Source organism: Ruegeria sp. CDSA020 (genome assembly GCF_059612345.1).
In genome coordinates this window covers 276028-301389 of record NZ_JBXWQK010000002.1, presented here as the reverse complement: position 1 = coordinate 301389, position 25362 = coordinate 276028, and the positions used below count along the sequence as shown (strand labels likewise).

Sequence of the window (25362 nt, the reverse complement as noted above, 5' to 3'; positions counted from 1 at the left end):
ATGGCGCGCGCTCTTCCATCGGTTCTGGTCGCAATCATGGGCCTGGGAATGCTCTGGCATGCCACAGACGGAGGGCAGGCATTCACCAGCGAAGCCGCACGGAGATTGGACGTGGTGCGCGCGCCACGTCCAGTTCCGGCCCTGCAATTGGAAGATATGTCAGGTCAGTTGCTGCCCCTGTCGCCGCAAGGGGAAGAGGTGGTTCTGGTCGAGTTTATCTACACTGTGTGCGGCGACATCTGCCAGGTTGCAGCGGCGGATTTTGCCGAGATCCGGGATCAATTGGAGCTGCGCGAAGTGCCCGTCCGGATGATCTCGGTCAGTTTCGATCCCGTGCGGGACACGCCAGAGCAGATGGCAGTTTATGGAGATGCCCATGAGGCGGACGGCAAAATGTGGACCATCGCTCGGCCGAGGCCGGAAGAGTTGCCGGTATTGTTGAAGTTGTTTGACGTTACCGTCATCCCGGATGAGTGGGGCGGGTTTCAGCACAATGCCGCGATCCATGTGATTGACAGCAACGGCAGATTTTCGGCGGTGTTTGACACTGATGCGATTAACGCTGTTCTGACCCATTTGGAGGAGCACAGCTCATGAAGTTGCTTGGCCTTGCATTACTTGCGGCTGCCGAAGCTGTCGCACTTCGTTATGCGGTCATTGAAAGCCCGATCCAGCATGTCTTGGTGCAAATGCCATTGCTGGTTTTGGCCGGGGTTTTGTTAGCCTGGAACAGGCAGGTTCGGCAAGAATGGGCGGTTCCATTGCTGCTTGTCGCCTTAACCGTCTTTCTGTTCTGGATGCTTCCGCGAAATGTCGATTGGGCGCTGACATCGACGGGCGAAATTGCCAAATACCTAAGCTTGCCACTGTTGTTGGGCGTTCCTCTAAGGGTGTCCTGGCCCAGGCTGGGCCCGGTCCTGAGGGGGTTTCTGAAGGCGAATGCGCTGTCGATGCTGGGCGTGCTGGGATTTCTGTACACGCATGCACCTGTCAGGATCTGCAACTCTTACTTGGTCTCGGCTCAGAAGGATCTGGGCATGGCCTTTCTCTACCTCGCTGCTGGCTTGGCCTGTCTCTGGGCTATCCCGATCCTGTTTGGAATTCCAAACGGCCAAAGGTCGAATGCGACCAGCTGCGCAAGCTGTGGAGTGTAATACGAAATGACCTATGCTGACACAGTCATTGGGTTTGCAGAACTGGCGCAAAAGAAAAGCGTCAACCTGCGAGCAGATCCAATCGCCTTTCTGATCCTCGCTGTAAAGGCAGGTGCGTTTGTTGGGGCGGGCATCCTGCTGATCTTTTCCGTGGGGCAGGGCGCGGATCCATCCATCCGTCCCATCGTCATGGGGGCTAGCTTCGGTATCGCCTTGACCCTTGTGGTCTTTGCAGGGGCCGAGCTGTTCACCGGTCACACCATGTACATGACGCACGGATTGCTTGCCAAAAGTATTGCGTGGTCGGATGTGCTGCGCTGTTGGTTTGTCAGTTGGGCAGGAAATCTGATCGGGGCCATATTGTTGACGTTGCTGTTCGTCGTAGGCGGTGGCGGACTTATCCTGGGAGCAGGAGAAGACGCTTTGCTTTACAAGGTGGCCACCAAGAAGATGCACGGCACCGAGTTGGAGCTGTTCGCCAAAGCGATCCTGTGCAATTGGCTGGTTTGTCTCGCCTTGTGGTGTTCGGCGCGCGCAAAAGACGATGTTACCAAATGCATCGTCATCTTCTGGTGCCTGTATGCATTTATCGCCGCCGGGTTTGAACACAGTGTTGCGAACATGACTGTGTTTTCACTGGCGCTACTCTCAGATCATCCCGACAGCATCACCCTGGCCGGAGCCGCCCACAATTTGATGTATGTCACCTTGGGCAACGCACTCGCCGGTGCCGGGATCATGGGCTACGGCTATTGGCGAGCGGCGTCGAAACCCACGGTCAAGGGTGTCGCGACGCCCGCGTCAACCAGACATCCTGTCTAGTGGGGGCGTGATCATGAGCGTGATACAACTTGCCAATATCCCCGTCTCCAAAGACCGATAAGCAAATGCCGGGCCTGTGTCTGGGGCCGAGCAACTCAAAAAGGTAGGATCACTCACAATCTCCAACTGGATGTATTCGCTGGAAATCGCATACTTTCTTGTTAGGGTGCAGCCGGCGCAGAATTCAATCTGCAGCCGTTTGCACAGCGTTTATTGGAGCTGCCATTTGATCATTCCATTTCATGTGCGGGAGATGCTGCGGCGCATCAAAATGCGATATGATGTTGAACGCACGCCACAGCAGATGGCCCCAAGTGACGAAGTGTTTTCGCCTATACGCCCCTCTCGCAAGGCTGACCGTAAGACAGTTGCGCGGTTCTGGGATCATCTAAAGCCCAAGGCAAGCGGCGCAGATCAGGCATTGATTGCGGATCCTGCAACAGTCGAGGCATCTGAAACCTACAGCGCCAATATTGAAAACTTCATTGGAACTGTGAAAGTGCCAGTTGGCATCGTCGGGCCTTTGCGCTTGAACGGTATGAACGCCAACGGGGATTTTTATGTGCCTCTGGCGACGACTGAGGCCGCGCTTGTTGCCTCTTATGCGCGGGGGGCCTTTGCAGCTGGCCGGTCTGGTGGGGTCAGCACAGCTGTTTTGTATGAAGGTGTTTTGCGTACGCCGGCCTTTGTGTTCGAAAGCCTTTTGCAGGCCGGTCAGTTCGTGGATTGGGTGGTCAGCAATGTCGATGAACTCCAGGCGGCGGCTGATGCCACAACCGGGCATGGTAAACTTGTCTCGCTGGAGCCTTTCATAGACACAAATATCGTCTTTCTGATTTGCCGCTACACCACAGGTGATGCGGCCGGTCAGAACATGGTAACCATTGCAACGGATGCGCTGTGCTGCACCATCACCAAAGACTGTCCAGTTCCAATTGAGAACTGGTATATTGAGGGAAATTTTTCAGGCGACAAAAAAGCCTCGGCGCTTGGATTGGTAACGGGTCGTGGCCGAAAGGTTAGCGCGTCGGTAACCTTGCCTGCGGACGTCGTGGAAAAGACGCTTGGCACCACCGTGGATGCCATGCTGGCTTATGGTCGGGTCGCCAATCTTGGGTCACATCTGTCGGGTCAGCTTGGAGCTCAGGCCCATTATGCCAATGGGCTTGCGGCCTTTTACATAGCAACTGGGCAGGACGCGGCCTGTGTCGCCGAAAGCGCGATGGGGGTGACGCGGATGGAGCCCAGAGGGGATGATCTTTTCTGCTCGGTGACGCTCCCGAACATCCTTGTCGGCTCCGTGGGCGGTGGTACCGGTTTGCCCAGCCAGACTGCGGCACTGAACATTCTGGGATTGAAAGGCGCCGGCCACGGCACGGCGCTGGCCGAAGTGGCTGCCGCCATATGCCTGTGCGGAGAAATATCGATTGTCGCCGCAATCGCTGCGGGGCATTTCACGCGAGCCCATGAAAGTTTGGCCCGCCAAAGATGACTTTGCTGGCTCGACTGTGGATATATCAATCCGAACGCTTCCCACTGAAGAAAACTGTTCCGCTTTTGCTGGTGTTTTCAGCAGCAAGTATCTGCGTATCGGCCCGGCTTGCTGATCGACCATTGCCCGAGTGGTCTGCCTTTGTGGTGGGGTTCGTACTGGCGATGGCGCTGTTTTTTCAGATGCGCGTTTGCGACGAATTCAAGGATGCCGAAGAGGACCGCCGCTACCGGCCCGAGCGACCGATACCCCGAGGGCTGGTGTCCCCGGCTGAGGTGCTTGTCCTTGGCTTGCTGACCCTTCCCATGGCCGCCGCCGCTGCATGGTTTTGGTACCTCCCGGTTCTGTGGTGCCTTTTTTTGGTTTGGGTATGGCTGGCGGCAATGACGGCCGAGTTCGGGGTGCCAACCTGGTTAAAGGCGCGCCCAGTTCTATATCTCGTCAGTCATATGGCGATCATGCCGCTGATCGACTTGCTGCTGACCAGCATCGAATGGCTTCCGGCCGGAAAGGCCGCATCAATGCTGTGGTTATTTCTGGCGTTGTCTTTCGTGAATGGCTGCGTTCTTGAGATCGGTCGCAAGCTATGGTCGCCCGAAAACGAAATTGACGGGGTGGACACCTATTCCGGTCTTTGGGGGTATCGCCGCGCCGCTATCATTTGGCTGTGCTGCGTTGTGCTGTCATTCGTGTTTCTGGTTGGCACGGGGTTTGCGTCTGGAGCTGGTTGGTTAACCGTATTGGTCGGGGCCGCTGCGTTCGTGCCCTGTGGTCTTGCGGCACGCAGCTATGTGAAGGCTCCAACACCCAAGGCACAGGACAAGATGGACGCAATCGCGGGACTATGGGTATTTTTCTGCTATGCCACTGCGGGCTTTCTGCCGTTCCTGATTGGAGGCTTTAGATGACCCTTATCATCAATCAATCCGATGCGACTGACCCAACAGTGGTCGGAGGAAAAGCCGCTGCGCTATCAAACCTCGCTCGTCGCGGATTCAATCCACCTGCGTTTTTTGTTATCACCGATGCCGCATTCCGTGCAGGTAAGACAGGGCCTGTGGCAGCACGTGGGTTGATTAAGGCGCTTGCCGCTGCGCTGGATGCGTTGGGTCCGGGATATTATGCAGTGCGTAGTTCCGGTCGGGCCGAAGATGGTGTCGAACACAGCCATGCAGGTCAGTTTGATACGGTTTTGAATGTCACCGGTAGCAAGGTCATACAGGCGGCAAAACAGGTTTGGCAATCGGGGTTTGCGGATACAATCGCCACCTATCGCTCGGTCAAATCCGGGGGCGAGACAGAAGCGCCTGCGATAATCGTACAGCGCATGATTGATGCGACGACCGCGGGTGTTGCTTTTTCGGCCGATCCAGTGACCGGGCAGCGAAACACCGTTGTCGTGTCTGCCATCAAAGGTTTAGGCGATGCGCTAGTAGCAGGTGAGGTCGATGGTGAGGATTGGATTATTGATCAAGCCAAACAGCCCGAGTGCGCGCAAACCACGCCTCAGGTTTTGACACCGGAACAGGTGCTGCAGGTTGCGATGCTGGCGCGCAAAGCGGAAGAGGCTTTTGGCGTCCCCCAAGACATCGAGTGGGCGTTCGATGCGGATGGGCTGCACATTCTTCAGGCTCGGCCGATTACGACCGAGCTGCGACCAGTGGCGGTGCCGGATGATGCACTTACCATTTTTGACAATTCGAACATCGTCGAAAGCTATCCGGGCATGGTCAGTCCACTGACCTATTCTTTTGCCCTGCACGTCTACTCACGGGTTTATCGCGCTTTTGTGCGGCTTCTGGGCGTTTCGAATAAAACTGTCGCGCAGAACTCAGCCATATTCGACAATTTTCTTGGGCGTATTGATGGGCGTGTCTACTACAATCTGGTCAACTGGTATCGGGCGCTGGCGTTGCTGCCGGGGTTCTCGCTGAATCGCGACTACATGGAAACGATGATGGGTGTGTCCGAACCCATGCCCCGCGAGATCACAGATAGCATTGGACCTGCTCCTGCCAGAGGTGTGCGCAAGATACTGGAATACGCCAAACTAGCGACGGTAGCGGGCAGTCTGATCTGGCAGGCCGTGCGTTTGCCGCGTACGCGGCGTAAATTCTATGTCAGGCTGAACGATGTTCTGGACCGTGGTCTGGACATAGAAGCTGCGAATGCAACCGAACTGGCCGCCGAGTATCGTCAGATCGAAAGCACCCTACTGGATCGCTGGGATGCGCCGCTTATCAATGATTTCCTTTGCATGGTTGCGTTTGGTGCATCGCGCAACTTGCTGCACAGGTGGTTGGGTGAAGACGGGCTGTTGCTGCATAACGACGTCATGATTGGTCAGGGTGATATCGTCTCAGCCGAACCGGCGCAGCGTATTGCCCGCATGGCCGGCTTGGTCCGCAAGGCCGGGATTGCTGATCAGCTAGGCGCGAAATGCCGGTTGGAAACCCTTGCTCCTTACCCTGAGATTGAAGCCGAGGTTCGGTCATATCTCGATAAATTCGGGGATCGATGCACTGAGGAGTTGAAGCTGGAGAGCATTCCGCTGCGCGATGATCCCACCAGCCTGTTGATGGCCGTCGCAGCCAGTGCCGCCCGTACTGAGGGTAAGCGACACATCGGCACCGAGCCGGATTGGAAAGCCCTGTTTCCCGGCAATCCGCTGAAACGCTACCTATCCAAATGGTTCGTAGGCTGGGCCAAGGGCCGCGTACGAGACCGTGAAAACCTGCGCTTTGAACGCACCCGTATCTTTGGCCATGCGAGACGTGTTTTTCTGGGAATTGGTCGAGAGTTTTCGGCAAGGGGGCTGCTTGCAGAACCCCGAGACGTATTTCATCTGACGACGTATGAGGTCTTGGGAGCCGTCGAAGGGTTCAGCCTTTCGCCTGATCTGAAAACCATAGTCGCGCAGCGTCAGCGCGAAGAATCCGCTGCGTCCCAGCGTCCGGATCCGCCAGAACGTATAGAAATTCGAGGTCCCGCCATTGCTCCGATTTGGGCGGAAATAGAAGAGGTAGACAGCGATCCGGAGCGGATTAAATCCGGCACCGGCTGTTCTGCTGGACAAGTTATCGCAAAGGCCCGTGTGATCCGTGACCCGCGGACTGAGGCGCTGCAACCTGGTGACATCCTCGTGGCGCGTCACACCGATCCGGGCTGGATCGCAGTATTTTCGAACGCTTCGGCCATTGTTGTGGAACGGGGGTCACTTTTGTCGCATTCCGCAATAGTGGCGCGAGAGTTGGGAATCCCTTGTGTGGTCGGTCTGAAAGGGGCCACTCAATGGATCAAGGATGGCGAAACCCTGTCGGTCGACGGGGCGAGTGGTAAGGTGGAGCGGTGCGATGGGGCATAGTGAAATCGAAGGCAAGGCTGATTTTGATCACATCCGCTATGCACAGCTGTGGGAAGATGCAGACGTTTTGACCGACGCGCTGGGCGATTGTGCGGGAGGAACGCTGGTATCCATCTGCTCGGCCGGGGATAATGCGCTGGCTATGTTGACACTCGATCCAGCGAAAGTTGTGGTTGTCGATTTGTCGCCAGCACAAATCGCCTGCCTAAAGCTACGAATTGGCGCTTTCCAGACCCTGACACATCCCGAGTTTCTGGAGCTGACGGGATCGCAGCCCAGCAAGAGGAGAGCAGCCCTGCTGGCGCGAGCTTTGCAGGATACCGACCCTGAAACCCGAACCTTCTGGAGTGGTTTTGTCCCTGACGTTGAAAGATACGGGGCAGGCGGGGTTGGCAAGTTCGAGCGGTATTTTCGCATCTTCCGTACCCGGCTTTTGCCGTTTGTGCATTCCCGACGTACGATTGATGACGTTTTTACGCCCCGGTCACCTGAGGCGCGCGAGGTTTTTTTCGATACGCGCTTTGACACCTTCAGATGGCGGCTGTTGTTGAATGTGTTCTTTTCCCGCTTTGTGATGGGGCGCATGGGCCGCGATAAGGCGTTTTTCGATCACGTCGAGGGCAGCCCGGCCCAGCATGTGGCTCGTCGCATTCGCCATGCGGGCGTTGATACCGACCCGTCACAGAACCCCTATTTGCACTGGATTCTGAAAGGCACGCACGGAGACGCGTTGCCGATGGCATGGCGGCCCGAGCATTTTGATACGATCCGCACCCGCCTGGATCGTCTCGATATCCGTCCGGGATCATTAGAGGCTTTTGTCTCGACCGGTGAAAAAGCCAACGGGTTCAACCTGTCTGACATTTTCGAATACATGTCGCCCGATGTATTTGAGCAAGTCTATGGCTCGATCCTGTCAGCTGCCGCGCCCAAGGCACGTCTCGTGTATTGGAACATGATGGCACCGCGCCGCGTGCCTGCGCGATACAGGAGCGAAGTTGAAACACATCGCACGACTGAGGATCGACTGAAGTCACGCGACATGGCGTTTTTCTACTCGGATTTCGTCGTGGAAGAGGTGCTTTCGTGAGCATCCAGGCCCAGATTTTACTGGCCTTGGCGTCTGTTGCGGCCCTGTTGGGATTGATGGCAGTTGTCCGATGGCTGGCGCAAAAGGTCGGCTTGAGCGCAGAAGTGCAACGTAAACTGATGCATGTTGGAACCGGACTCTTTACACTGGTTCTGCCGTGGATTTTTCCGGAACGCTGGCCAATATACATGCTAATCGGGGTAACGCTGATCGTCATGCTGATCTTGCGCCTGCCCCGGTTCTCACAAGGTCTGGGCGCAACCCTACACAGCGTCGAGCGCACGTCATACGGCGATTTCCTGTTGGCGCTATCCGTTGGGCTTTGCTTGTTGCTGGCCGGGGAAAACACCCTGTATTACGTGCTTCCGATCGCCGTTTTAACACTGGCTGATGCCGCAGCCGCGCTTGCCGGGACCACGTACGGGACCAAACGCTATGTGGTCGAAGATGGCGAAAAAAGCCTAGAAGGGTCAGTGGTGTTTTTTGTCGTAACGCTATTGGTTGCGATCATCTGCTTCTTGTTTTCGTCGAAACTCCCACCGTCCAACATCATGATGCTGTGCCTTATGGTTGCGGCCTTTGGCACATTGGTCGAGGCACAAAGCTGGCGGGGGTTTGACAACTTGTTCCTGCCGCTTGGCTTGCTGATTTTTTTGAAAGTTCACTACTACAGCTCCTTGGCAGAGCTGGCTTTGCTGGCCATTTTGTTCTTTGCCGCACTTGCCAGTTTTGGGGTGGTGGGAACCAAGCTGGGCCTGACCAAACATACGACCCGTGTGTATGTTGTTGCGGTTTTTCTGCTGCTGGCGACCGCGAAACTGCAAAATACAGTACTGCCGATCATGGTTCTCGCGGCACACGGCTGGGCGCGTACTGCTTCTCCTTGTGACAGTAAGTTCCCCGATTTGGACATCGTAGCCGCCTTGGGGCTAATAGGGTTCGGCTGGCTTGCAGCGGGAAATGCAACGGGATGGGATGCAATATCCTTTTTTGGAATGAGTGCAATGGGGTTGGCCATGGGGCTCACAGCTGTGGCGCTGCGTGCCATTCCTATTGCGATACCGCTTGCTGCCGCTGTTCTGTTTCTAATCCGTACCTGGGCGGTTTCCCTGAATTCTGACCAATCAAACTGGGCCGAGCCTTTGAACGCGCTCTCACTTGTATCACTCGCATTTATGGCGATTGTGCCCTTGGTGCTTCCGCATTTGCTCCAAAAGAACCGCGTTTCGAGGCTCACGCTTTTGGCGCTGTTACCTCCGCTTGCCTATTACATCTGGTCCATAGCAGGGTCTATTGACGGCGGGATTGTTGCCGGAGTTGTATCATGACGAAAGAAAACATTCAGACCAAAGGCGCCAAACTATCTGTTTATCTGCAGGGCCCTGATTGGGATGGTGCCCCAGCGGCAACAATAGGCGACTTCTCGTGCGAGACCCCAGAGGCCGGTCTGGAGGTATTGCAAACGGCTATTGGACGGGTCCGGTACGCTGGGGTTGATCGGATTATTGGACCTATGTCCGGTGATACATGGCACAGCTATCGGTTTGTATCGGACAGTGACGGATCAGCACCCTTTTTAATGGAGCCGACGCACAAGTCACATGAGCCCGATGTGTTTAGGGCGGCAGGATTTGCCGCCATCAGCAAGTATTTCTCGGCGCGAGTATCATTGGCGCAAACGGCCAATTCGTCTCTAGCTGCAGTTGATGGGTTCGACGTAGAACCCTGGGACGGAACCAACCCTGAGGAGTTGTTCCGGCAGGTGTATCAACTATCTGTCGAGGCTTTTTCTCGAAACGCTTTCTATAAACCTATTTCTGAGCGCGATTTTCTTGCAATGTATATGCCTGTCGTTCCGATGTTGAAGCGCGAGCTTATCTTTTTTGCCCGCCGTCCCGACAGCTCATTAGCGGGCTTTCTGTTTGGTATTCCGAACTATGCTGAAGGCCCAAACCCAACAGCCGCGATCCTGAAAACTTATGCAAGCCTTGAGCGTGGTGCGGGTCGCCATTTGGCCAGTCATTTCCACAAGTCTGCTCTGAAGCTAGGCTTTGATTCCGCTATCCACGCGCTGATCCATGATGACAACCAATCCGCGGATCGCAGTGTTGTTGAAGGGGCCACCGTATTTCGACGGTACAACCTGTTAGGACTGCGCCTGGATGACTAACTTGTTGGATCAATTTGCCGTAGCGGTTGATAGACACCCGGACCGGACGGCCATTGTTGAAGGCAGCGGTCGCGAAGTCACCTTTCGTGATGTGCAGATACGCGCGCAGCAAATAGCTAGAAAGTGGAGACGTAAGGGGATTGGGCGTGGCGACCGCGTTCTTCTGGCGATGCCGGTCAACGCTGATCTCTACGCTAGTCTTGCGGCCTTGTGGTTGTTGGGCGCAACTGTGGTTTTGCCTGAACCCGCGATGGGACTCGCGGGGCTGCGTCATGCAGCGAGAACGACCCGGCCCAAGGCTTTTTGCGCGTCGGGTTATTTTGCGTTGCTCAGGTTTGTTGTGCCGGAACTCTTGAGGCTGCGCCTTTTGCTACCAGGCACCGCCCGGGGTGATCTGAGCGTCGCGCCCGTTCAAGACGGTGACACGGCGCTCATTTCCTTTACATCCGGCACTACAGGTCAGGCCAAGGCCATCCCCCGCAGCCACGCGTTTCTGATGGCACAACATGATGCCATTGCGCCGCTTCTGGACAGTGATGCAGTTGAACGGGATCTGGTAGCGTTCCCGGTGTTCACCCTGATCAACCTGGCGGCTGGGCGCACGACAGTTCTGCCGAATTGGAGAATGAGTAATCTGGATCGACTATCCTCCGAACAGTTTGCGGGCTGGATATCGAAGCAGCAAGTGACCCGTCTTTTGATACCTCCGTCGTTGTGCGAAAAACTTGCACAGCGTAAAGATACGGGCCGGCTGCACACAGTCTTCACCGGCGGCGGTCCGGTATTCCCTGACCTGATTGAAAGGCTTCTCGCCAATTCCGATCTGGACGTGGTCTGTGTCTATGGGTCGACTGAAGCTGAACCGATTGCGCATCTTGATGCGCGGGAAATCACCGAAGTTGATCAACTTGAAATGGCGGCGGGCAAGGGGCTTCTTGTTGGGCATCCGGTTTCGCAAATCAAACTCCGAATTCAGGAAGATGAAGTTCAGGTGGCGGGCGATCATGTAAATGATGGCTATCTTGATCTCGCACACTCCAAGGAAAACAAAATCAAAGACGGCACTACGATTTGGCATCGAACCGGCGACGCGGGTCGGTTAGATGATCAGGGGCGTTTGTGGCTGTGGGGCAGACTGGGGAGCGATGTGACAACCCCGGCTGGTCAAACCTTTCCTTTTGCAATCGAAGTAGCTGCCCGGCAATGGCCGAGCGTGGCGAACAGCGCGCTCATGAGCTTCGATGGGCGTCCGATTTTATGCATTGAAGGCGACGCGGATCAGCTTTCAAACTGGAATAGCCTGGCGCAGGAATTCGGTGTTGCCAATGTGACCCATGTGAAAAAAATGCCTATGGACAAACGGCACAGGTCCAAAGTTGATCGGAAAAAACTCACTCAATTATTGGGTTACTAAATCACAGGATTTTCACCTTAAGAGCTCCAACGGAAAACCGTGGTCGAGCACACTTTTTGCCTTCCAACCGAAAGGCAGGAAAGTCCGGGTGCTTATGAAAAACCAGTGCCAGCATAGCTGCTCGCCGCATGAATGACTATTTCTCCCACTGCAAGTTGGCTGTGAGAAAGCGCAAGGGACAGGTCGGGCTCATTTGAGACATTTATCGCAGCGTCGATGAGGGGTTGTTGTTCGTTCTGGGTTAGAAATGCTTGATGTTTCGGTCAGAATTGAATGAACCTGAACCAACCGTCACAGTTGGGCTAGAAATGTGATGAACGTTCGACGTCAGAAGGCGCCTCAATGTAGGGCATCAGCCGAATTTGATCTTTGGGTGGCTTTGTTGATGGCTTAAAAAACATCACATTGGCACGTTGCGATTTCGTCAGGAGGAGGCACCCACGTCATCAGCAAAGCCTATCCCAACCTTGGCTGGTCTCGTTCTAGGTATTTCCGTTCAAATATCGCGTCATATCCGGAGCGGCCATAAGCGTCTGAATGAAAGTCCCGAAATGTTCAAGCGACCCTGCGCGCGGGTCGCTGTCGCGCCATGCCAATCTGATAGAACGGCCAAAGATCCCATCAGCAATGGGATGTGTCGTTGCCAAGCCGCCGAAACGATCAGGGCCACTCACAGACAATGCCGGAAACAGCGCACAACCCTCTCCGAGTGCGACCATTTGCCGGAGCATTTCAAGGCTGCTCGCCACCCTCTGTCCAGGTCGGTCAATCCGGTCGCAGAATGCTACGGTCTGATCTCTTAGGCAGTGCTCTTGAGAAAGCAGAACGAGCTGAGAGGACAGAACCTTGGACCAGCGAACTTTCTCATTGGGTCTGAAGTTCAGATCCTTGGGGCAGGCAAAAACAAATGGTTCGTGAAACAACGGAAGCGCTCTCAGTACAAGCTGTTTCGGGGCCGTCGCAATCAGTGCAGCGTCCAGCGTCCTCCTGACGAGCATCTCTTCAAGAACGTGAGTGGGTTCTTCGAACAATGACAACTGGAGATTGGGGTACGCATTTTTGAGAGACTTGAGGATAAGCGGCAGCAAGTAAGGCCCAAGTGTTGGAAGTACCCCAAATTTCAACTCTCCCTCCAGATTGTCACTTAGGCTCAGCGACAATTCCAGCAGTTCACGGGCCTCTGTCAGAAGGATTTCTGCTTTTTGCAGAACTATCTGGCCATTTTGCGTCAACGAAATATGCCGTCCGTGGCGTTCGAATATCGAAAAGCCAAGACGCGCCTCCAGCTTGGATACCTGTTGGCTGATTGCAGGTTGTGAAACCCCACAGATATCAGCCGCCCGGCCAAAATGACCTTCTTCGGCAATGCTTTGAATGTACTCAAGATCTCTGAGTGAAAGGCCGGCGACTGAGGTTCTTCTAACCATGCATCACCTCTGATTATCGATCGGATAATTTATATAAGTTGGAGTAATTTGGCGGTTTTCGGTTTTGTCCTGCCAATACCAACTCAGGAGATTGACATGACCAGTAAATCGAAGCTGACCACCGCATTTGGCGCGCCAGTGCCTGACAACCAACACACACTGACGGCGGGGCCGCGTGGACCTGCGCTGCTTCAAGATGTTTGGTTTCTCGAGAAGATGGCCCACTTTGATCGCGAGGTGATCCCAGAACGTCGGATGCATGCCAAAGGGTCTGGCGCTTACGGTACATTCAAAGTGACCCATGACATCACCCAGTATACGCGTGCCAAAATGTTCTCTGATGTTGGCAAGAAGACGGATCTCTTCCTGCGGTTCTCGACCGTTGCAGGGGAACGCGGCGCAGCGGATGCAGAACGGGATATCCGCGGCTTCGCTATCAAGTTTTATACGGAAGAGGGCAACTGGGATCTTGTGGGCAACAACACCCCTGTGTTCTTCCTTCGCGATCCGCTGAAATTTCCCGATCTCAACCATGCCGTCAAACGCGATCCGCGGACGAACATGCGCAGTGCGGATAGCAATTGGGATTTCTGGACCAGCCTTCCCGAAGCCTTGCTTCAGGTGACGATTGTTATGTCTGACCGGGGGATTCCGGCCACCTACAGACACATGCACGGCTTTGGCAGCCACACGTTCAGCTTTAACAACTCGGACAACGAGCGGTTCTGGGTCAAATTCCATTTCAAAACGCAACAGGGGATAAAAAACCTCACCGACGAGGAAGCAGCACAGATCATCTCCGGTGACCGTGAAAGCCATCAGCGAGATCTTTTTGACGCCATTGAAAACGGTGATTTTCCTAAATGGACGCTTTATGTCCAAGTCATGCCAGAGAAGGATGCGGGTACATATCACCTCAACCCGTTTGATCTGACCAAGGTTTGGCCACATGGGGATTTTCCGCTGATTGAGGTTGGCGAGCTGGAATTGAACCGGAACCCTGAGAACTACTTTGCCGAGGTTGAACAAGCAGCCTTCGCCCCCTCTACAATCGTGCCTGGTATCAGCTTTTCGCCGGACAAGATGTTGCAAGGACGTTTGTTTTCTTATGGTGACACTCAGCGGTATCGGTTGGGTGTCAACCATTCCCAGATCCCTGTGAATGCGCCTCGTTGCCCGTATCATTCCTACCATCGTGATGGCGCGATGAGGGTCGACGGCAATGCCGGATCTCGGATTGGTTATGAGCCCAACATGCATGGCGAATGGTCCGAGCAACCGGATTTCTCTGAACCACCTTTGTCCATCGAAGGTGCTGCGGATCATTGGAACCACCGCGAGGATGATGACTACTTCTCGCAGCCTGGTGATTTGTTCCGCTTGATGACGCCAGAGCAGCAAGAAGTACTGTTCGAAAACACTGCCAGCGCAATCGGGGCTGCACAAAGAGAAATTCAGATCCGCCACATATCGAACTGTCTCAAGGCAGATCCTGCATATGGTGCCGGTGTAGCAAGGGCTCTTGGTTTTACCGATGAAAGTGGGTTCCCCGCGTAAAGACAACTGGCAAGCCCCCGATCTTCGAGGGCTTGCCTGATACTGCGGGGTATTCGACGGCGGGCACCGTTTGGTGTGATCGGGTATTCCGTCGCTGCGTGTGGCTAAACAGCCTTTTGGCGACGACCTTGGGGAAAGACGGTTTCCATACGCGGGCGCATTGGCCGGCTCACACATTGCAGCTACCTGATGCGCCTTCGTTTTGATTGACGGTGGCGGGATTGCTTGTGACCGATGCGGCCCCTCGTGTCAGAAGACTGCCAATCTCAGACCCCAACTGCAGTTCTGAGACCTGTCCAAGGTGATGCACAACGATCCGTCCCGACTGATCCAACAAGACAAGGCTTGGTGTACCGCGCATGCGAAAGCGGGACATCGTGTTTGGCAATTGCCCCACCCCCTGCCTGTCCACGCCGACAGGGAAGGTGATGCGATATTCATGCAGGAAGGCTTTCAGAGACACCGGTGTCATGGCGTCGTGATGCTCGAACACAGTATGCAAGCCAATCACGGCTACCTTTTCTTCAGGAAACGTTTTTTGAATTGATTGCACCAAGGGAATACCATGCAGGACGCATCCCGGGCACAACATTTGAAATGCCTCAATAACAACAACCCGTCCCCTTAGACCGCCTAAGGTTAGGGGTGTGTCTGTGTTAAACCATTCCGAAACGTCTAGTTCTGGTGTTTGCATTTTCATTGCCCTCAATAAAACGCAGCCGTCTTGGGTTCGGCGGCTGCGTAGTCGAATGTCAGTGAAGCTTCCCCGGCAGGCTCAGGTCGCCGGATGCGACGTCGAAAACATCTGTGACGCACAGCAAGGGCGCATGGATGTTAGCGTTCACTCGCAATGCAGAAGTGACACCATCGTAAGCGACACCATCCAGTTCTACGTCGCTGGCAAAGCCTGCGTTCACCACAATTTCGGGCCCATCAAACAGCGGTGTAAACCCTGGGCTGTCCAGAAAGATCGGGAACCCAGGCCATGTTGCAGGTAGCTTCGGCGTGGAACCTTCGGGGATGTCCCGTACGGCAAGCGCGTCGGGCCCGCACGCTTCGGTCGGGGTCAACACAACCCAGTGGCTGTGCCATTCGATACCGTCATTCGCCGGATCTCCGTCGCCGTTCTCGTCAAAAAGCGGTGTGTCATCAAAATCTGGATGACTGGTTGCGGCCATTGCAAGGATGCCTGTGCCGCCTTCGAACCCAACGGCCGAAGGGTCCAAAGAAGTAGGCCAGACATATGACCAGACGTCTGATCCACCGACCTCTCCGGTTGCCACCGGAACCGAGGCGCCAGCCGCTCCATTCGTTGTCATGTGAAAAGTGACCGTGTTTCCATTGCGATGCGCATGCGTTGCCAGAATGTCAAAGTCCGCGACTTTACTGGCGTCCGGCGAAGATATGATGGCGCCATCTTGATGGATGGCATGGTTCCCATCTGCAAGAGCCGTGCCTCCGATGACCAGCGCCAAAGTGGAAGTGAGCATTGAGAGTTTCATGAGTGTCTCCAATCAAATAATATCGAGTCGCTACTATAGTGAGAAATGCATTGCAACTATAATTTCGACTCGCTACTAAAAGTGTTATGAACACAGACCACCGCATACGCACGCTAATCAACCGTTTGGCCCGTATTGATGCTTCCGAAGGATGGGCGGGAGATTTGAACCCGACTCAGAGGATGGCGCTGGAATACCTCGCAGAGGCGAACATGTTTTCGCGCTCGCCGTCGCAAGTTGCGGAGTATATCGGAACAACCCGTGGAACGATGTCACAAACGCTCAAGGCTTTGGCGCGCAAGGGCTATGTAGAAGAGCAACGCAAAGAGCTTGATCAACGGTCGATCTCTTATGACCTGACCAAGGAGGGGGTCAAAATTGTACGTCAACCGAATCCTGTTGCACAGGCAATTGGAGATATACCCGTAGAAAACCAAGCCATGCTTGAGCAGGGGTTGATGCAAAGCCTCAGTCTGGCTTTGGCCGCAAATGGAGGTCGGTCATTCGGCCAATGCAAATCCTGCACATACCATGATGCCACGACGGAAAACGGTTTCTGCAAACTGTTGGGTGTATCATTGGACGTCGGTGAAAAAGACAAGATCTGTATCGAGCACGAGAAAGCCAGATGAACCATTTTGATTTATCGGCGAACATCGACGGCATATTTGTCGGAGCGGTCAAAGATTGTTGGGAAGGCAAACCGCCATCGGCCATTCAAAAAGACAGGGTGGACGGGCGGCAGTTGATTACCTCGCTCGGATTTTCCGAGGATGCACAGGCAGATTTGACCGTGCATGGAGGCGAAGACAAAGCCATCCATCATTATGCTTTTGATCACTACTCGGCTTGGCAAGCAGAGGGCCTAATGGCACCCGGCACAGTGCCAGCGGCGTTTGGCGAGAACATTTCTACGACGGGACTGACCGAGGAAAACCTCTGCATCGGCGACATCCTGTCACTCGGGACGGCGGTAGTTCAAATTAGCCAGGGACGGCAACCGTGCTGGAAACTTGGGCTACATACGGGACGCAAGGAAATGCCTTACCAGTTTCAGAAGACGGGCCGAACCGGATGGTACTACCGTGTCCTGGAACCGGGTGAAGTTGGCGCCGGTGATCGGATCACCTTGGTTGAAAGGTTAAATCCCAATTGGTCTGTATTGGCCGTCACACGTGCAAGGTTGACTCGTCGCATTCTGCCAGAAGATGCAGAGGTGTTGTCTCAGATGAAAGAACTGGCTCAAGGTTGGCGACAAGCGTTCTGCCGAATGGCGGAAGGCAACGCCATAGAGGATACATCGGCGAGGCTAGGTGCCTGAGGCATCGTATGAAGCATTTAAGCCGTGGTCGGCGATAACGCACCTTCCTCGAGCCGAAAACAATCGAGAACACGAAAGCAGCTAACCGCCTACTATCAGTCCTTTGGCAAACCGAACTCATTTGAGACATAAGCCTCAGCCTCGATGAAAGTTAGTAGCCTTGGGGCTGAAATACTTGACGTTAGGGTCAGAATTGAATGACGCAAACTGCTCATTGCTTGAGGACACCCTCTGATGGGCATGTTTTCATATCACGTCTCCGCGAAGTCACCCGCCGCTTGCGCAAGAATCCAGTCAACCCCCCGCAGAAAATCGTCTATTGTCAGGGGATTGTCTTCTCCGCTCGAGGCTGAGAGCACAAACCCATGTGCATAGTCGATCAGCACGTGAACAAGAACATCACCGCCATCGCTGTATTCGAGTTGGTCCGTGCTGACCTTTAATTCCTCGGCCACGTTCATGAGGTCCGCGCTCATGAGCGTTACATCGTCTAGGATTGCACGGAGTAGATTGGCGTTCTTCAAAGCGCAACCATAGTAAGCCGCCAGAATGCAGCGGGCGCGTTTGACCGGGTTGCCACCATTCACTCCATCCAAGACGCCTGCAAAGGCAAGTTCCACCAGATCGGACAATAGTTGCTTCTTGCTACCTGCGTGATAGGTCACGGCCATCGGAGTGACGTCAAGCTGATCGGCAAGTATGCGAAACGATAGCGCATCAACACCTTTGCTTTGGACGATCGGCAATGCGGCCTGCAGGATCACTTGCTTCGAAAGGCGCTGTGCAGCCTTTGACGGTCGCCCTGGTGGAGAAGCTTTCGTCACCTGGTTTTCAGTCTGTAATCGAGATCTACCAGACCGGAGGAAAAGCTGCTAGCCGAAACCAATTCCAGATCAACGTCACCTTCTGTTTCACCAAAGATCCGAATGCCTTCACCAATCAGAATGGGAACCAAGGTAATCCGCATGTCCTCAATCAGCCCGGCTTTGAGGAAGGATTGGATGATTGCACCGCCATCCACATAAACTCGATTGTAACCACGCGCGCCAAAGTCCTCCATCAAATCGGTGGGTGTTTTGTCTGAAACTTCAACTCTTTCGCGCAGCTCATCTGGAATGCCTGAGGGCTTCATTGAGCGACTGAGAACCACCACCGGTTTCTTGTAAGGCCACTCCCCGAATCCCAGAACTGTCCGGTACGATCCGGACCCCATCACGATCACGTCGACGCTACTCTGAAACGCGACAAACCCGTGATCTTCGTCTGCAGTGGGTTGCTTTTCCAACCAGTCCAGCCTGTGATCTGGCCTTGCGACAAAACCGTCTAGGCTCATTGCCATCATGATATGTCCTGTGGGCATCCTCTGGGTCCCTGTATTTTATTTATATGCCGTATAATAACGGCTCTGAGGATACTCAAGGGGAATGACTGCTACGATTGACCCAGAATCCAGTCCGAGAAGGACTGTACTGCGCCGGTTGGAGCGGAGCTATACGGTTGAACCAAAAAATACCCATAGTCGGGCAGATCGGTTTCCGACAACCGAAACAGTCTTTCAGCATTTAGATCGTCCCGAACCAGATCATCCATCAAAGCTATTCCCTGTCCGTCGATGACTGCTTGCACCCGGACATTTGGGTCAGGAACGATTAGCGCATCTCTCCTTGATTGTCGGGGAAGCTTTGCGACGTTCAGCCAATCAGACCAGGCGTTGCTGTCATCACGATCTCTCAGTAGCGTAAGATGCGATATTGCCTCTTTCATTCCTAACTCTATCACTAGGTCAGCTGCCGCCCGGTCACCCACAGGATAGGGCGGCATGGGCATGAACGGAGTAACGGTGCCGCCGATCCAATTCCCGTTACCCCACCTGATTGCAAGATCCACATCCTGCATCTCAGCTTGTGAAAACTCGATCATCGGTTGAATGCGAATCTGTACGTCCGGGTGGCTTTGCATGAATGACATCAGGCGTGGCGACAGCCAGCGCGCAGCGAAATAGGTCGAGACCCCAACGGTTAGAGAACGCGTTGAAATCCCCTTTAACGCATGAATTTCAGCTTCGATTTCTTCGTATCGGGTCTGACAGATCGCGAGCAGTTTTAATCCTTCACCAGTGAGTGTGACACCACGCGATGTGCGCTGGAACAGGATCATTCCAAGATCGGCTTCAAGCGTTTTGATCTGATAGCTGATGGCGCCCTTTGTCATGTTGAGCGCCGATGCTGCCGTCGAGAAGCTGGAATAACGAGCAATCTCAGCAAATAGCCTGAGTAAGTCATGGTGATGAAATCGGGTACTCATATTCTTAGTGTACAAATTTTCCAAACGCTAAGAGTAGTTTTTTTCGATTTTCAAACATGTTTTTAAGGTCGAAAACAGCATTCAAGCTCGTGGAGCGATGAAATGACGTTGGACTCGTTGAACGCAATAGCAGAAACACCGACACCGGCGGGGCACCGCGGCCGCGCGCGCAGACGCCGCTTGGCCCGTAGTATTGCCCCTTCTGAGAGCACACCGTTCACGGGTCGCAGGATACCTGCATACAATCTACTAAGTGAAACGGTATTGGCCCGGATCGAAGATCAAGCCGACTGGATTCTAAGCAATATTGGCGTCGAATTTCGGGGGGATCGAACGGCACTGGATCACTTCGCCCAAACGGGTGCCCGCCTCGATGGCGAACGCGTGCGGTTTGAACCGGGTCATGTCCGTGCGCTTTGTGCTACGGCCCCAGGTGAATTTCAGTTGCATGGCCGAGACCCGGTCAGAACGGTGACACTTGGCGGTGACAACGTTGTGCTGATGCCGGGATACGGCTCTCCCTTTGTCAGCGATCTGGTGAAGGGCCGACGATATTCGACGCTGAAGGATTTCCGCAATTTCGTCAAACTGGCCTACAGTGCGGCTGCCTTGCATCATTCCGGCGGCACGGTTGTCGAGCCGACAGATGTGCCGGTGAATAAACGGCATTTGGACATGATGCTGGCGCATCTGACACTCTCAACCAAGCCCTTTATGGGCTCTGTTACGGCACCCGAGCGCGTGCGTGACAGTATCGAGATGGCACGCCTCGTCTTTGGACGCGACTTCATGGAGCGCCACGCGGTGATGCAGGCAAATATCAACGTCAATTCGCCGCTGGTTTATGATGATACCATGTCGTCGGCTCTGCGTATCTATGCGGAGGCAGGCCAATGTGTCTGCGTCTCCCCTGCGATTTTCGCGGGTGCCATGGGGCCGCTTTCGCCGGCGGCGGTGGCGGCGCAAACTCTGGCAGAAGCGATGGTTGGCATTGCGCTTGCGCAACTGGTGCGCCCCGGTTGTCCGGTGGTGTTCGGCTCGTTCCACTCCACAATGAACTTGCGCACGGGCGCTCTGACCTTTGGATCGCCCGAAGCGAACATGACCACGATGGCGCTGACACAATTGGGACGAAGGCTTGGCGTACCTGTGCGCTCTGGCGGTGGGCAGATCACCGCCTCCAATGCGCCAGACGGGCACGCTATGCAGGACAGCACAGGTGCCATGTGGTCCACGCTTTTGTCCGGAGCCCATCAGGTCTGGCATGCGGCAGGCTGGCTCGAAGGTGGGCTTGTGATGTCCTACGAGAAATTCATCATGGATCTAGACCACTGTGGCGCGATGCTGAAACTGTTGCAGGGCTTCGAAACGGATGAAGAGGCCTTTGGCCGTGATGCCTATTTTGAAACGGGCCCGGGCGAAAATTTCCTATCGACCAAACACACGCTGCGCCACTATGCGGCAGCAAATTATGAGCCACAAATTTCTGACGCAGGGCCATTCGAGACCTGGTCTGAAAATGGTGCTCTCACGTCAGACCAACGCGCCACCGCGCGGTGGCATCAGATGTTGAACGATTACCAGCGTCCTGAAATGAAACCCGGCATACAAGCCGCGCTTGAAGACTTCGTGTCAGAGCGCAAAGCGCGAATGCCGGATGAATGGTACTAGAACCGAATACCCAATACCCAAGAACTCTGCCGGGATTGCCAACTTGCTTGAGCAAGATTGAAGAACGTCGGCGCCTATGTCGTCAGGAGGACATTTCGCGGGCATAGCTGATCCAAAACTGGAAGGCATCTGATCGGGCATGGTGGTATAAAGCTGAAGTAAGTTGATAGCGGGGAGACGGGAGCTGATGGTGATCTGGTCATGGGCAACCAGAAATCTCTGAGTCTGCCAGAGTGACTTGTCGGGACCGATGATCTTTTCGCGTTTTCGGGTTGATTGGTGGGATCCTTCAATCCGGTTACTTAGACCCTTGTGCACCTGGAGGTTGGCATTCGGAGCCAAATCGCAGATTGATTTGATATGGCTACGTAGTATGTCGGTAATGACAACGCGCGGCTGACCAAATCGGTCTATCAATCGCCTCAGAAAGGGCTTGGCCACTTTGGCGTTCCGTTGGTTTGCACCAGAATATCGAGTAAAACGCCGTCTGCATCTACCGTCCGCCAGAGCCAGCAATTTTCAGCGTAGGAGAAACCGGTTCTTCTGATCTGAAATAGATTTCTTTGCGCAGTGCTGGGCTCAGGATTTTGAAGACACTGAACAATTTCAAAATTTGATTTCGAGAACGAAATCACTTCGGTGTTTCCAGTCGCCTTTGTTCTCGCGCTTTTCTTGTCTTCGCATTGAGACCGGCCCGGGCCTATTCAGCAATTTCGTTGATCAATCGTGTCTCGAGAAGTTGACCGTTCTGGTAAAGGACCGGGTAAGCAATCGATGCAATATGACTGTTGAACTCCCGGAAAGCCCGCAAAGTCTCTAGATGAATATCACTGGTTTCGAAGCTTTCCGTTGTTCCGTGCTGCAACCGGCGCAGGTGACGCTTGCGGCTTTCACGTTCCACGCGTTTGATTTCGGTTTTCTCAAGGCTGAGAAGCCGGGCGCTTTCCAGATCGTCTGAAACAAGTACATTTGATGCCAGTTTCATGTTTGCAAGAATACCTTCATGCATCTGAACAAGTTCAGACCAGCCATCTTGCGAAAAACTTGAGCCTTTGGCCCGCATTTCACCGGCCAATACAGTCAGGCGTTTGGCGACAACGTCACCCGCCGTTTCAAGCCTGATCGCAAACTCCATTAGGTTGCGCGCGGTTTTAGCATCGTGTTTTTCATATAGCTCAGGCGGTATCGCGGCGACAAAGGCTCGAATACCCGAGAGGCACCGGTTTACGTCCTCGTCAATGGCCTGAACTGACCGGATCTGTTCTTTGTCTCCGCTGCGGTAAAGTTCAAGAGCAGGACGGAACATGGTTTCGAGAAGATCGCTCATCCGCAGCAGCTCACGCTTGAGGCTCGGCAAGGCCTGATTGGGATTTGCCACGTCTTCCATGTCCAATGCGCTGACCGGTTGTGCGGGTTGCGACTTCTGTACTTTCTGCTGGTCTGGCAAGAGCCTTTCAAACAAGTTCTGCCAGTTTCCACAAAACGGAAGGGCTAAAACCAAAAGCGACAGGTTGAAAGCAAGATGCACATTGACTAGCATTTGCCCCCCTTGCGGGTCGCCCAAAAGCCCGGTTCGTAGGGCAAAATTTGCTGCAAACAAACTAGCCAACGCCCAACTGCCTCGCAGCGCCAAATTTGCATAGGGTATTCGTCGGGCAGTCACTGGCATTCCTCGGGTTAGCCATACCGGAATGAAGGCCGAGCCAAAGTTCGCGCCAAAAACCAAAGACATTCCGGCGGCAAATGGGATCGCTCCAATTTGCACAAGTGTCACACACATAAGGATGGCCGCTACCGAGGAATGCATGACGAAGGCTAAGGCACTCCCGACAAGAAATGCAGTGATATAGTCGCGCGACAAGTAATCCGCCACTGCGGGTAAAAATGCACTGTCCCGAATTGGGTCCATCGCCTCACGAAGGAACCGAAGTGAGATCAGGATAAAGGCAACGCCCATCAGAATGCGCCCTAGTTGTCGGGCTTTTTTGGTTTCGGTCTTGACGAATAGATAGCCTCCAATCGCCAGCAGCATTGGAATAAGCCAGTCCAACCGGAACGTAAGAATCTGGATGATCAGTGCTGAACCCAGATCGCCTCCGAGCACAATCGCCAGACCGGCAGGAAAACTCAACATTCCACTGGCAGCAAACCCAGAGGTCAACAGCGCCACTGCCGCCGAACTTTGCAGTACAACCGCCATCATCAGACCCACAAGTGAGGCCTGCAGGTAACTGTGCTGTCGCGTCAAAACGCGCTGGAACGACGCTCCATAGCTGCGCTCAATTCCAGTGCGTACCATTCGAACTGCAAAAAGCAGCAACATCGTCGCGCCAGCAAGGCTGATTAAAAAGCTGACTATCGCCATGCTCTACCTCACTCCCACGGTTTGCTTGGAATAACAGGGTGCGCTGCAATCTTGCCAACCAACGACCGGAGACCGACCCGGTGATTTTGCGGCCGAGTAATTTCGATAAAACGCTCAGCGCCCGAGTTTTCTGAAATAAATCGGACGCGCCTGTTCCACCGGGAAAACGCATTCACTTTCTTGGTGGTAGGCAGTGGCCCTTGGCGCCATAATTGAGAATTGATCTCCACGTCCATTGACCACTGTTTTCCTGGAAGCAGAGAGAGCAACGGCGTGTTTTGCTCTAAAGGTATGGCCACAAAGATCAACATTCGTCCTTAATCGCGTTGACAACAATGTCGATTGCACAGTCGAGATCCTTGCGCGTGATCGTTAGCGGCGGTGACAATGTAAGCACACATCCCTGACTGATTTTGTAGCTTAGGCCAGCTTCCAAACAAGCATAATAGATCCGCTCGGCTCGTGCATTTCCAGGTGTCTTGTCGGCACGGTCATCGACAATTTCGACACCAAACATCAGACCACGGCCGCGAATGTCACCGACGATCGGGATATTCTGAAGCTCGCCCATCAGACGATCCATAGCGTGCTCGCCCAACTCAGCCGCCCGGTCAACCAACCCCTCATCTTCGATGATTTGTATTGTGGTAAGCGCGGCGCGTGCAGTCACGGGGTTTTTTTCGTGTGTATAATGTCCAATGGCAAAGTCTCCGCAGACGTCCAGTTTGGTTCGCGCGATACAAGCTGCAATCGGCAGGATGCCTCCGCCAAGTGCCTTACCCAAGGTGACGATGTCAGGGATAATCTCGTCATGCTCAAAGGCAAACATCTTGCCGGTCTTTCCAAGCCCCGTGGGAATCTCGTCCATGATCAAGAGAGCCCCGTGACGATTACATGCCTCCCGCACAGCTTTCCAGAAGCCCGGTGGCGGCACATAAGGCACCGCGCGCATAGGCTCAGCGATGACCGCAGCCACGTCTCCCTCGCGTTCTAGAACGAACTCGACCATTTTTGCACAAGCCAACCCACAGGTATCTGGGCCGGCGTGATTGTACGGGCATCGGTAACAGGCAAAAGGTGCCACGTGCTCTGCACCCGGCAGAAGCGGGCCGGCTATATGGCTGCGAAATGTCGCCTCGCCGCCGACGCTTGCGGCGCCAAAACCGGCACCGTGGAAGGCATCCCAGAAGCTAATTGTTTTGAACCGACCGGTGGCAGCGCGCGCTATCTTGAGAGCAACCTCGTTTGCATCAGAGCCGCCGGTCGTAAACAGCATCTTCCCAAGGTCGTCTGGCGCGATTTCGGCGAGCTTTTCGGCCAATTCAACCGCGGGATCATTGGTGAAGCGACGGGGTGCGAAAGACAGGTCATCCAGTTGCGCCTTGATCGCGGTGATCAAACGGGGATGTCCGTAACCGATATGATGCACTGAATTGCCATGGAAATCCATGTAACGGCGGCCGTCCAGGTCTTCGACCCAAATCCCCTCAGCCTTGGCAATGGTGCTAACGCATGGCGAGGACAGTGACTGGTGGAGAAACGCGTTAGCGTCGCGTTTCAGCAAGGGTGAAGATTTAGGCCCTATAGATTCCTTCATCCATGCTTTTCGCGCGCTGGAAGTATTGGATTCGCCTTCCGTGTGGACGATTTGTGACATGCTTTTTCCTCAACGCCGCTTGTGAAAAAATGCGGACCTCGCAAAGTCCGCC

General features: G+C 54.3%; 22 protein-coding genes and 1 pseudogene. 14 read left to right on the top strand and 9 right to left on the bottom strand.

What is annotated here, in order from left to right; translation table 11 throughout:
• The 10 genes from AC2FJW_RS04475 to AC2FJW_RS04430 all read left to right on the top strand — a co-directional run bounded on the left by AC2FJW_RS04475 (position 1) and on the right by AC2FJW_RS04430 (position 11506).
• Positions 1-597, top strand: a complete 597-nt coding sequence (locus tag AC2FJW_RS04475; protein ID WP_496749338.1) for an SCO family protein — start codon at positions 1-3, stop codon at positions 595-597.
• Positions 594-1154: a hypothetical protein gene (locus tag AC2FJW_RS04470; RefSeq protein ID WP_496749337.1), complete on the top strand. Its 561-nt coding sequence runs from the start codon at positions 594-596 to the stop codon at positions 1152-1154. The genes AC2FJW_RS04475 and AC2FJW_RS04470 overlap by 4 nt, the downstream gene beginning before the upstream one ends.
• Positions 1155-1160: 6 nt before the next feature.
• Entirely contained in the window at positions 1161-1976 is an 816-nt protein-coding gene (locus AC2FJW_RS04465; protein WP_496749336.1) for a formate/nitrite transporter family protein, read from the top strand.
• A gap of 271 nt (positions 1977-2247) precedes the next feature.
• Complete coding sequence (locus AC2FJW_RS04460; RefSeq protein ID WP_496749335.1) at positions 2248-3468, top strand: hydroxymethylglutaryl-CoA reductase; 1221 nt, start codon at positions 2248-2250, stop codon at positions 3466-3468.
• A complete protein-coding gene (locus AC2FJW_RS04455) occupies positions 3465-4376 on the top strand; it encodes a UbiA family prenyltransferase (protein ID WP_496749334.1) in 912 nt (303 codons plus the stop codon). The genes AC2FJW_RS04460 and AC2FJW_RS04455 overlap by 4 nt, the downstream gene beginning before the upstream one ends.
• A complete protein-coding gene (locus AC2FJW_RS04450; RefSeq protein WP_496749333.1) occupies positions 4373-6832 on the top strand; it encodes a PEP/pyruvate-binding domain-containing protein in 2460 nt (819 codons plus the stop codon). Before AC2FJW_RS04455 ends, AC2FJW_RS04450 begins: the two co-directional genes overlap by 4 nt.
• Positions 6822-7922, top strand: a complete 1101-nt coding sequence (locus AC2FJW_RS04445; protein WP_496749332.1) for a BtaA family protein — start codon at positions 6822-6824, stop codon at positions 7920-7922. Before AC2FJW_RS04450 ends, AC2FJW_RS04445 begins: the two co-directional genes overlap by 11 nt.
• Positions 7919-9250, top strand: coding sequence for a hypothetical protein (locus AC2FJW_RS04440; protein ID WP_496749331.1), 1332 nt, complete (start codon positions 7919-7921; stop codon positions 9248-9250). Before AC2FJW_RS04445 ends, AC2FJW_RS04440 begins: the two co-directional genes overlap by 4 nt.
• Positions 9247-10092 carry a hypothetical protein gene (locus AC2FJW_RS04435; protein WP_496692038.1) on the top strand — a complete coding sequence of 282 codons (846 nt, stop codon included), beginning with the start codon at positions 9247-9249 and terminating at the stop codon, positions 10090-10092. Before AC2FJW_RS04440 ends, AC2FJW_RS04435 begins: the two co-directional genes overlap by 4 nt.
• A gap of 4 nt (positions 10093-10096) precedes the next feature.
• Positions 10097-11506 (top strand): AMP-binding protein, encoded by a 1410-nt coding sequence (locus tag AC2FJW_RS04430; RefSeq protein WP_496749330.1) that lies wholly within the window; start codon positions 10097-10099, stop codon positions 11504-11506.
• 482 nt (positions 11507-11988) lie between these two features.
• Here the strand turns inward: AC2FJW_RS04430 and AC2FJW_RS04425 are convergent, their stop codons facing one another.
• Positions 11989-12933, bottom strand: coding sequence for a hydrogen peroxide-inducible genes activator (locus tag AC2FJW_RS04425; protein ID WP_496749329.1), 945 nt, complete (start codon positions 12931-12933; stop codon positions 11989-11991).
• Positions 12934-13029: 96 nt separating this feature from the next.
• Between AC2FJW_RS04425 and AC2FJW_RS04420 the strand changes: the two genes are divergently transcribed.
• On the top strand, positions 13030-14490 hold the full coding sequence (locus AC2FJW_RS04420) for a catalase (protein ID WP_496749328.1): 1461 nt from the start codon (positions 13030-13032) through the stop codon (positions 14488-14490).
• A 169-nt stretch (positions 14491-14659) separates the two neighbouring features.
• Here the strand turns inward: AC2FJW_RS04420 and AC2FJW_RS04415 are convergent, their stop codons facing one another.
• Entirely contained in the window at positions 14660-14962 is a 303-nt protein-coding gene (locus tag AC2FJW_RS04415) for a TlpA family protein disulfide reductase (protein WP_496749327.1), read from the bottom strand.
• 280 nt (positions 14963-15242) lie between these two features.
• Complete coding sequence (locus tag AC2FJW_RS04410; RefSeq protein ID WP_496692043.1) at positions 15243-15992, bottom strand: hypothetical protein; 750 nt, start codon at positions 15990-15992, stop codon at positions 15243-15245.
• 86 nt (positions 15993-16078) lie between these two features.
• On the opposite strand from AC2FJW_RS04410, the gene AC2FJW_RS04405 reads away from it, so the two are divergent.
• Together AC2FJW_RS04405 and AC2FJW_RS04400 are read left to right on the top strand one after the other, a co-directional pair.
• Complete coding sequence (locus AC2FJW_RS04405) at positions 16079-16624, top strand: MarR family winged helix-turn-helix transcriptional regulator (RefSeq protein ID WP_496749326.1); 546 nt, start codon at positions 16079-16081, stop codon at positions 16622-16624.
• The gene (locus AC2FJW_RS04400; protein WP_496749325.1) at positions 16621-17313 is read left to right on the top strand and encodes an MOSC domain-containing protein; all 693 of its coding nucleotides are present in this window, start codon (positions 16621-16623) and stop codon (positions 17311-17313) included. The genes AC2FJW_RS04405 and AC2FJW_RS04400 overlap by 4 nt, the downstream gene beginning before the upstream one ends.
• A 251-nt stretch (positions 17314-17564) precedes the next feature.
• On the opposite strand, the gene AC2FJW_RS04395 is transcribed toward AC2FJW_RS04400, so the two are convergent.
• The 3 genes from AC2FJW_RS04395 to AC2FJW_RS04385 all read right to left on the bottom strand — a co-directional run bounded on the left by AC2FJW_RS04395 (position 17565) and on the right by AC2FJW_RS04385 (position 19617).
• Positions 17565-18137 carry a TetR/AcrR family transcriptional regulator gene (locus AC2FJW_RS04395; RefSeq protein ID WP_496749324.1) on the bottom strand — a complete coding sequence of 191 codons (573 nt, stop codon included), beginning with the start codon at positions 18135-18137 and terminating at the stop codon, positions 17565-17567.
• A complete protein-coding gene (locus AC2FJW_RS04390) occupies positions 18134-18652 on the bottom strand; it encodes a dihydrofolate reductase family protein (RefSeq protein ID WP_496749323.1) in 519 nt (172 codons plus the stop codon). Before AC2FJW_RS04390 ends, AC2FJW_RS04395 begins: the two co-directional genes overlap by 4 nt.
• A gap of 92 nt (positions 18653-18744) precedes the next feature.
• Positions 18745-19617: a LysR substrate-binding domain-containing protein gene (locus AC2FJW_RS04385; RefSeq protein WP_496749322.1), complete on the bottom strand. Its 873-nt coding sequence runs from the start codon at positions 19615-19617 to the stop codon at positions 18745-18747.
• Positions 19618-19719: 102 nt separating this feature from the next.
• On the opposite strand from AC2FJW_RS04385, the gene AC2FJW_RS04380 reads away from it, so the two are divergent.
• Positions 19720-21288, top strand: a complete 1569-nt coding sequence (locus AC2FJW_RS04380; RefSeq protein ID WP_496749321.1) for a trimethylamine methyltransferase family protein — start codon at positions 19720-19722, stop codon at positions 21286-21288.
• Between the two features lie 82 nt (positions 21289-21370).
• On the opposite strand, the pseudogene AC2FJW_RS04375 reads toward AC2FJW_RS04380, so the two are convergent.
• The 3 genes and pseudogenes from AC2FJW_RS04375 to pbfA all read right to left on the bottom strand — a co-directional run.
• Positions 21371-21800 (bottom strand): annotated as a pseudogene (locus AC2FJW_RS04375) (DDE-type integrase/transposase/recombinase); the annotation flags it as partial.
• Between the two features lie 188 nt (positions 21801-21988).
• Positions 21989-23653, bottom strand: a complete 1665-nt coding sequence (locus AC2FJW_RS04370; protein ID WP_496749320.1) for a Na/Pi cotransporter family protein — start codon at positions 23651-23653, stop codon at positions 21989-21991.
• A gap of 304 nt (positions 23654-23957) precedes the next feature.
• Entirely contained in the window at positions 23958-25310 is a 1353-nt protein-coding gene (gene pbfA, locus AC2FJW_RS04365) for a (R)-1-hydroxy-2-aminoethylphosphonate ammonia-lyase (RefSeq protein ID WP_281973209.1), read from the bottom strand.
• Between the last annotated feature and the right edge of the window lie 52 nt (positions 25311-25362).

Bases quoted from the DNA above. Each gene is read 5' to 3' on its own strand.
- AC2FJW_RS04475 (WP_496749338.1), top strand. From the start codon at position 1: ATGGCGCGCGCTCTTCCATCGGTTCTGGTCGCAATCATGGGCCTGGGA.
- AC2FJW_RS04470 (WP_496749337.1), top strand. From the start codon at position 594: ATGAAGTTGCTTGGCCTTGCATTACTTGCGGCTGCCGAAGCTGTCGCA.
- AC2FJW_RS04465 (WP_496749336.1), top strand. From the start codon at position 1,161: ATGACCTATGCTGACACAGTCATTGGGTTTGCAGAACTGGCGCAAAAG.
- AC2FJW_RS04460 (WP_496749335.1), top strand. From the start codon at position 2,248: ATGCGATATGATGTTGAACGCACGCCACAGCAGATGGCCCCAAGTGAC.
- AC2FJW_RS04455 (WP_496749334.1), top strand. From the start codon at position 3,465: ATGACTTTGCTGGCTCGACTGTGGATATATCAATCCGAACGCTTCCCA.
- AC2FJW_RS04450 (WP_496749333.1), top strand. From the start codon at position 4,373: ATGACCCTTATCATCAATCAATCCGATGCGACTGACCCAACAGTGGTC.
- AC2FJW_RS04445 (WP_496749332.1), top strand. From the start codon at position 6,822: ATGGGGCATAGTGAAATCGAAGGCAAGGCTGATTTTGATCACATCCGC.
- AC2FJW_RS04435 (WP_496692038.1), top strand. From the start codon at position 9,247: ATGACGAAAGAAAACATTCAGACCAAAGGCGCCAAACTATCTGTTTAT.
- AC2FJW_RS04425 (WP_496749329.1), bottom strand. From the start codon at position 12,933: ATGGTTAGAAGAACCTCAGTCGCCGGCCTTTCACTCAGAGATCTTGAG.
- AC2FJW_RS04420 (WP_496749328.1), top strand. From the start codon at position 13,030: ATGACCAGTAAATCGAAGCTGACCACCGCATTTGGCGCGCCAGTGCCT.
- AC2FJW_RS04415 (WP_496749327.1), bottom strand. From the start codon at position 14,962: ATGACACCGGTGTCTCTGAAAGCCTTCCTGCATGAATATCGCATCACC.
- AC2FJW_RS04410 (WP_496692043.1), bottom strand. From the start codon at position 15,992: ATGAAACTCTCAATGCTCACTTCCACTTTGGCGCTGGTCATCGGAGGC.
- AC2FJW_RS04405 (WP_496749326.1), top strand. From the start codon at position 16,079: ATGAACACAGACCACCGCATACGCACGCTAATCAACCGTTTGGCCCGT.
- AC2FJW_RS04400 (WP_496749325.1), top strand. From the start codon at position 16,621: ATGAACCATTTTGATTTATCGGCGAACATCGACGGCATATTTGTCGGA.
- AC2FJW_RS04390 (WP_496749323.1), bottom strand. From the start codon at position 18,652: ATGGCAATGAGCCTAGACGGTTTTGTCGCAAGGCCAGATCACAGGCTG.
- AC2FJW_RS04385 (WP_496749322.1), bottom strand. From the start codon at position 19,617: ATGAGTACCCGATTTCATCACCATGACTTACTCAGGCTATTTGCTGAG.
- AC2FJW_RS04380 (WP_496749321.1), top strand. From the start codon at position 19,720: ATGACGTTGGACTCGTTGAACGCAATAGCAGAAACACCGACACCGGCG.
- AC2FJW_RS04370 (WP_496749320.1), bottom strand. From the start codon at position 23,653: ATGGCGATAGTCAGCTTTTTAATCAGCCTTGCTGGCGCGACGATGTTG.
- pbfA (WP_281973209.1), bottom strand. From the start codon at position 25,310: ATGTCACAAATCGTCCACACGGAAGGCGAATCCAATACTTCCAGCGCG.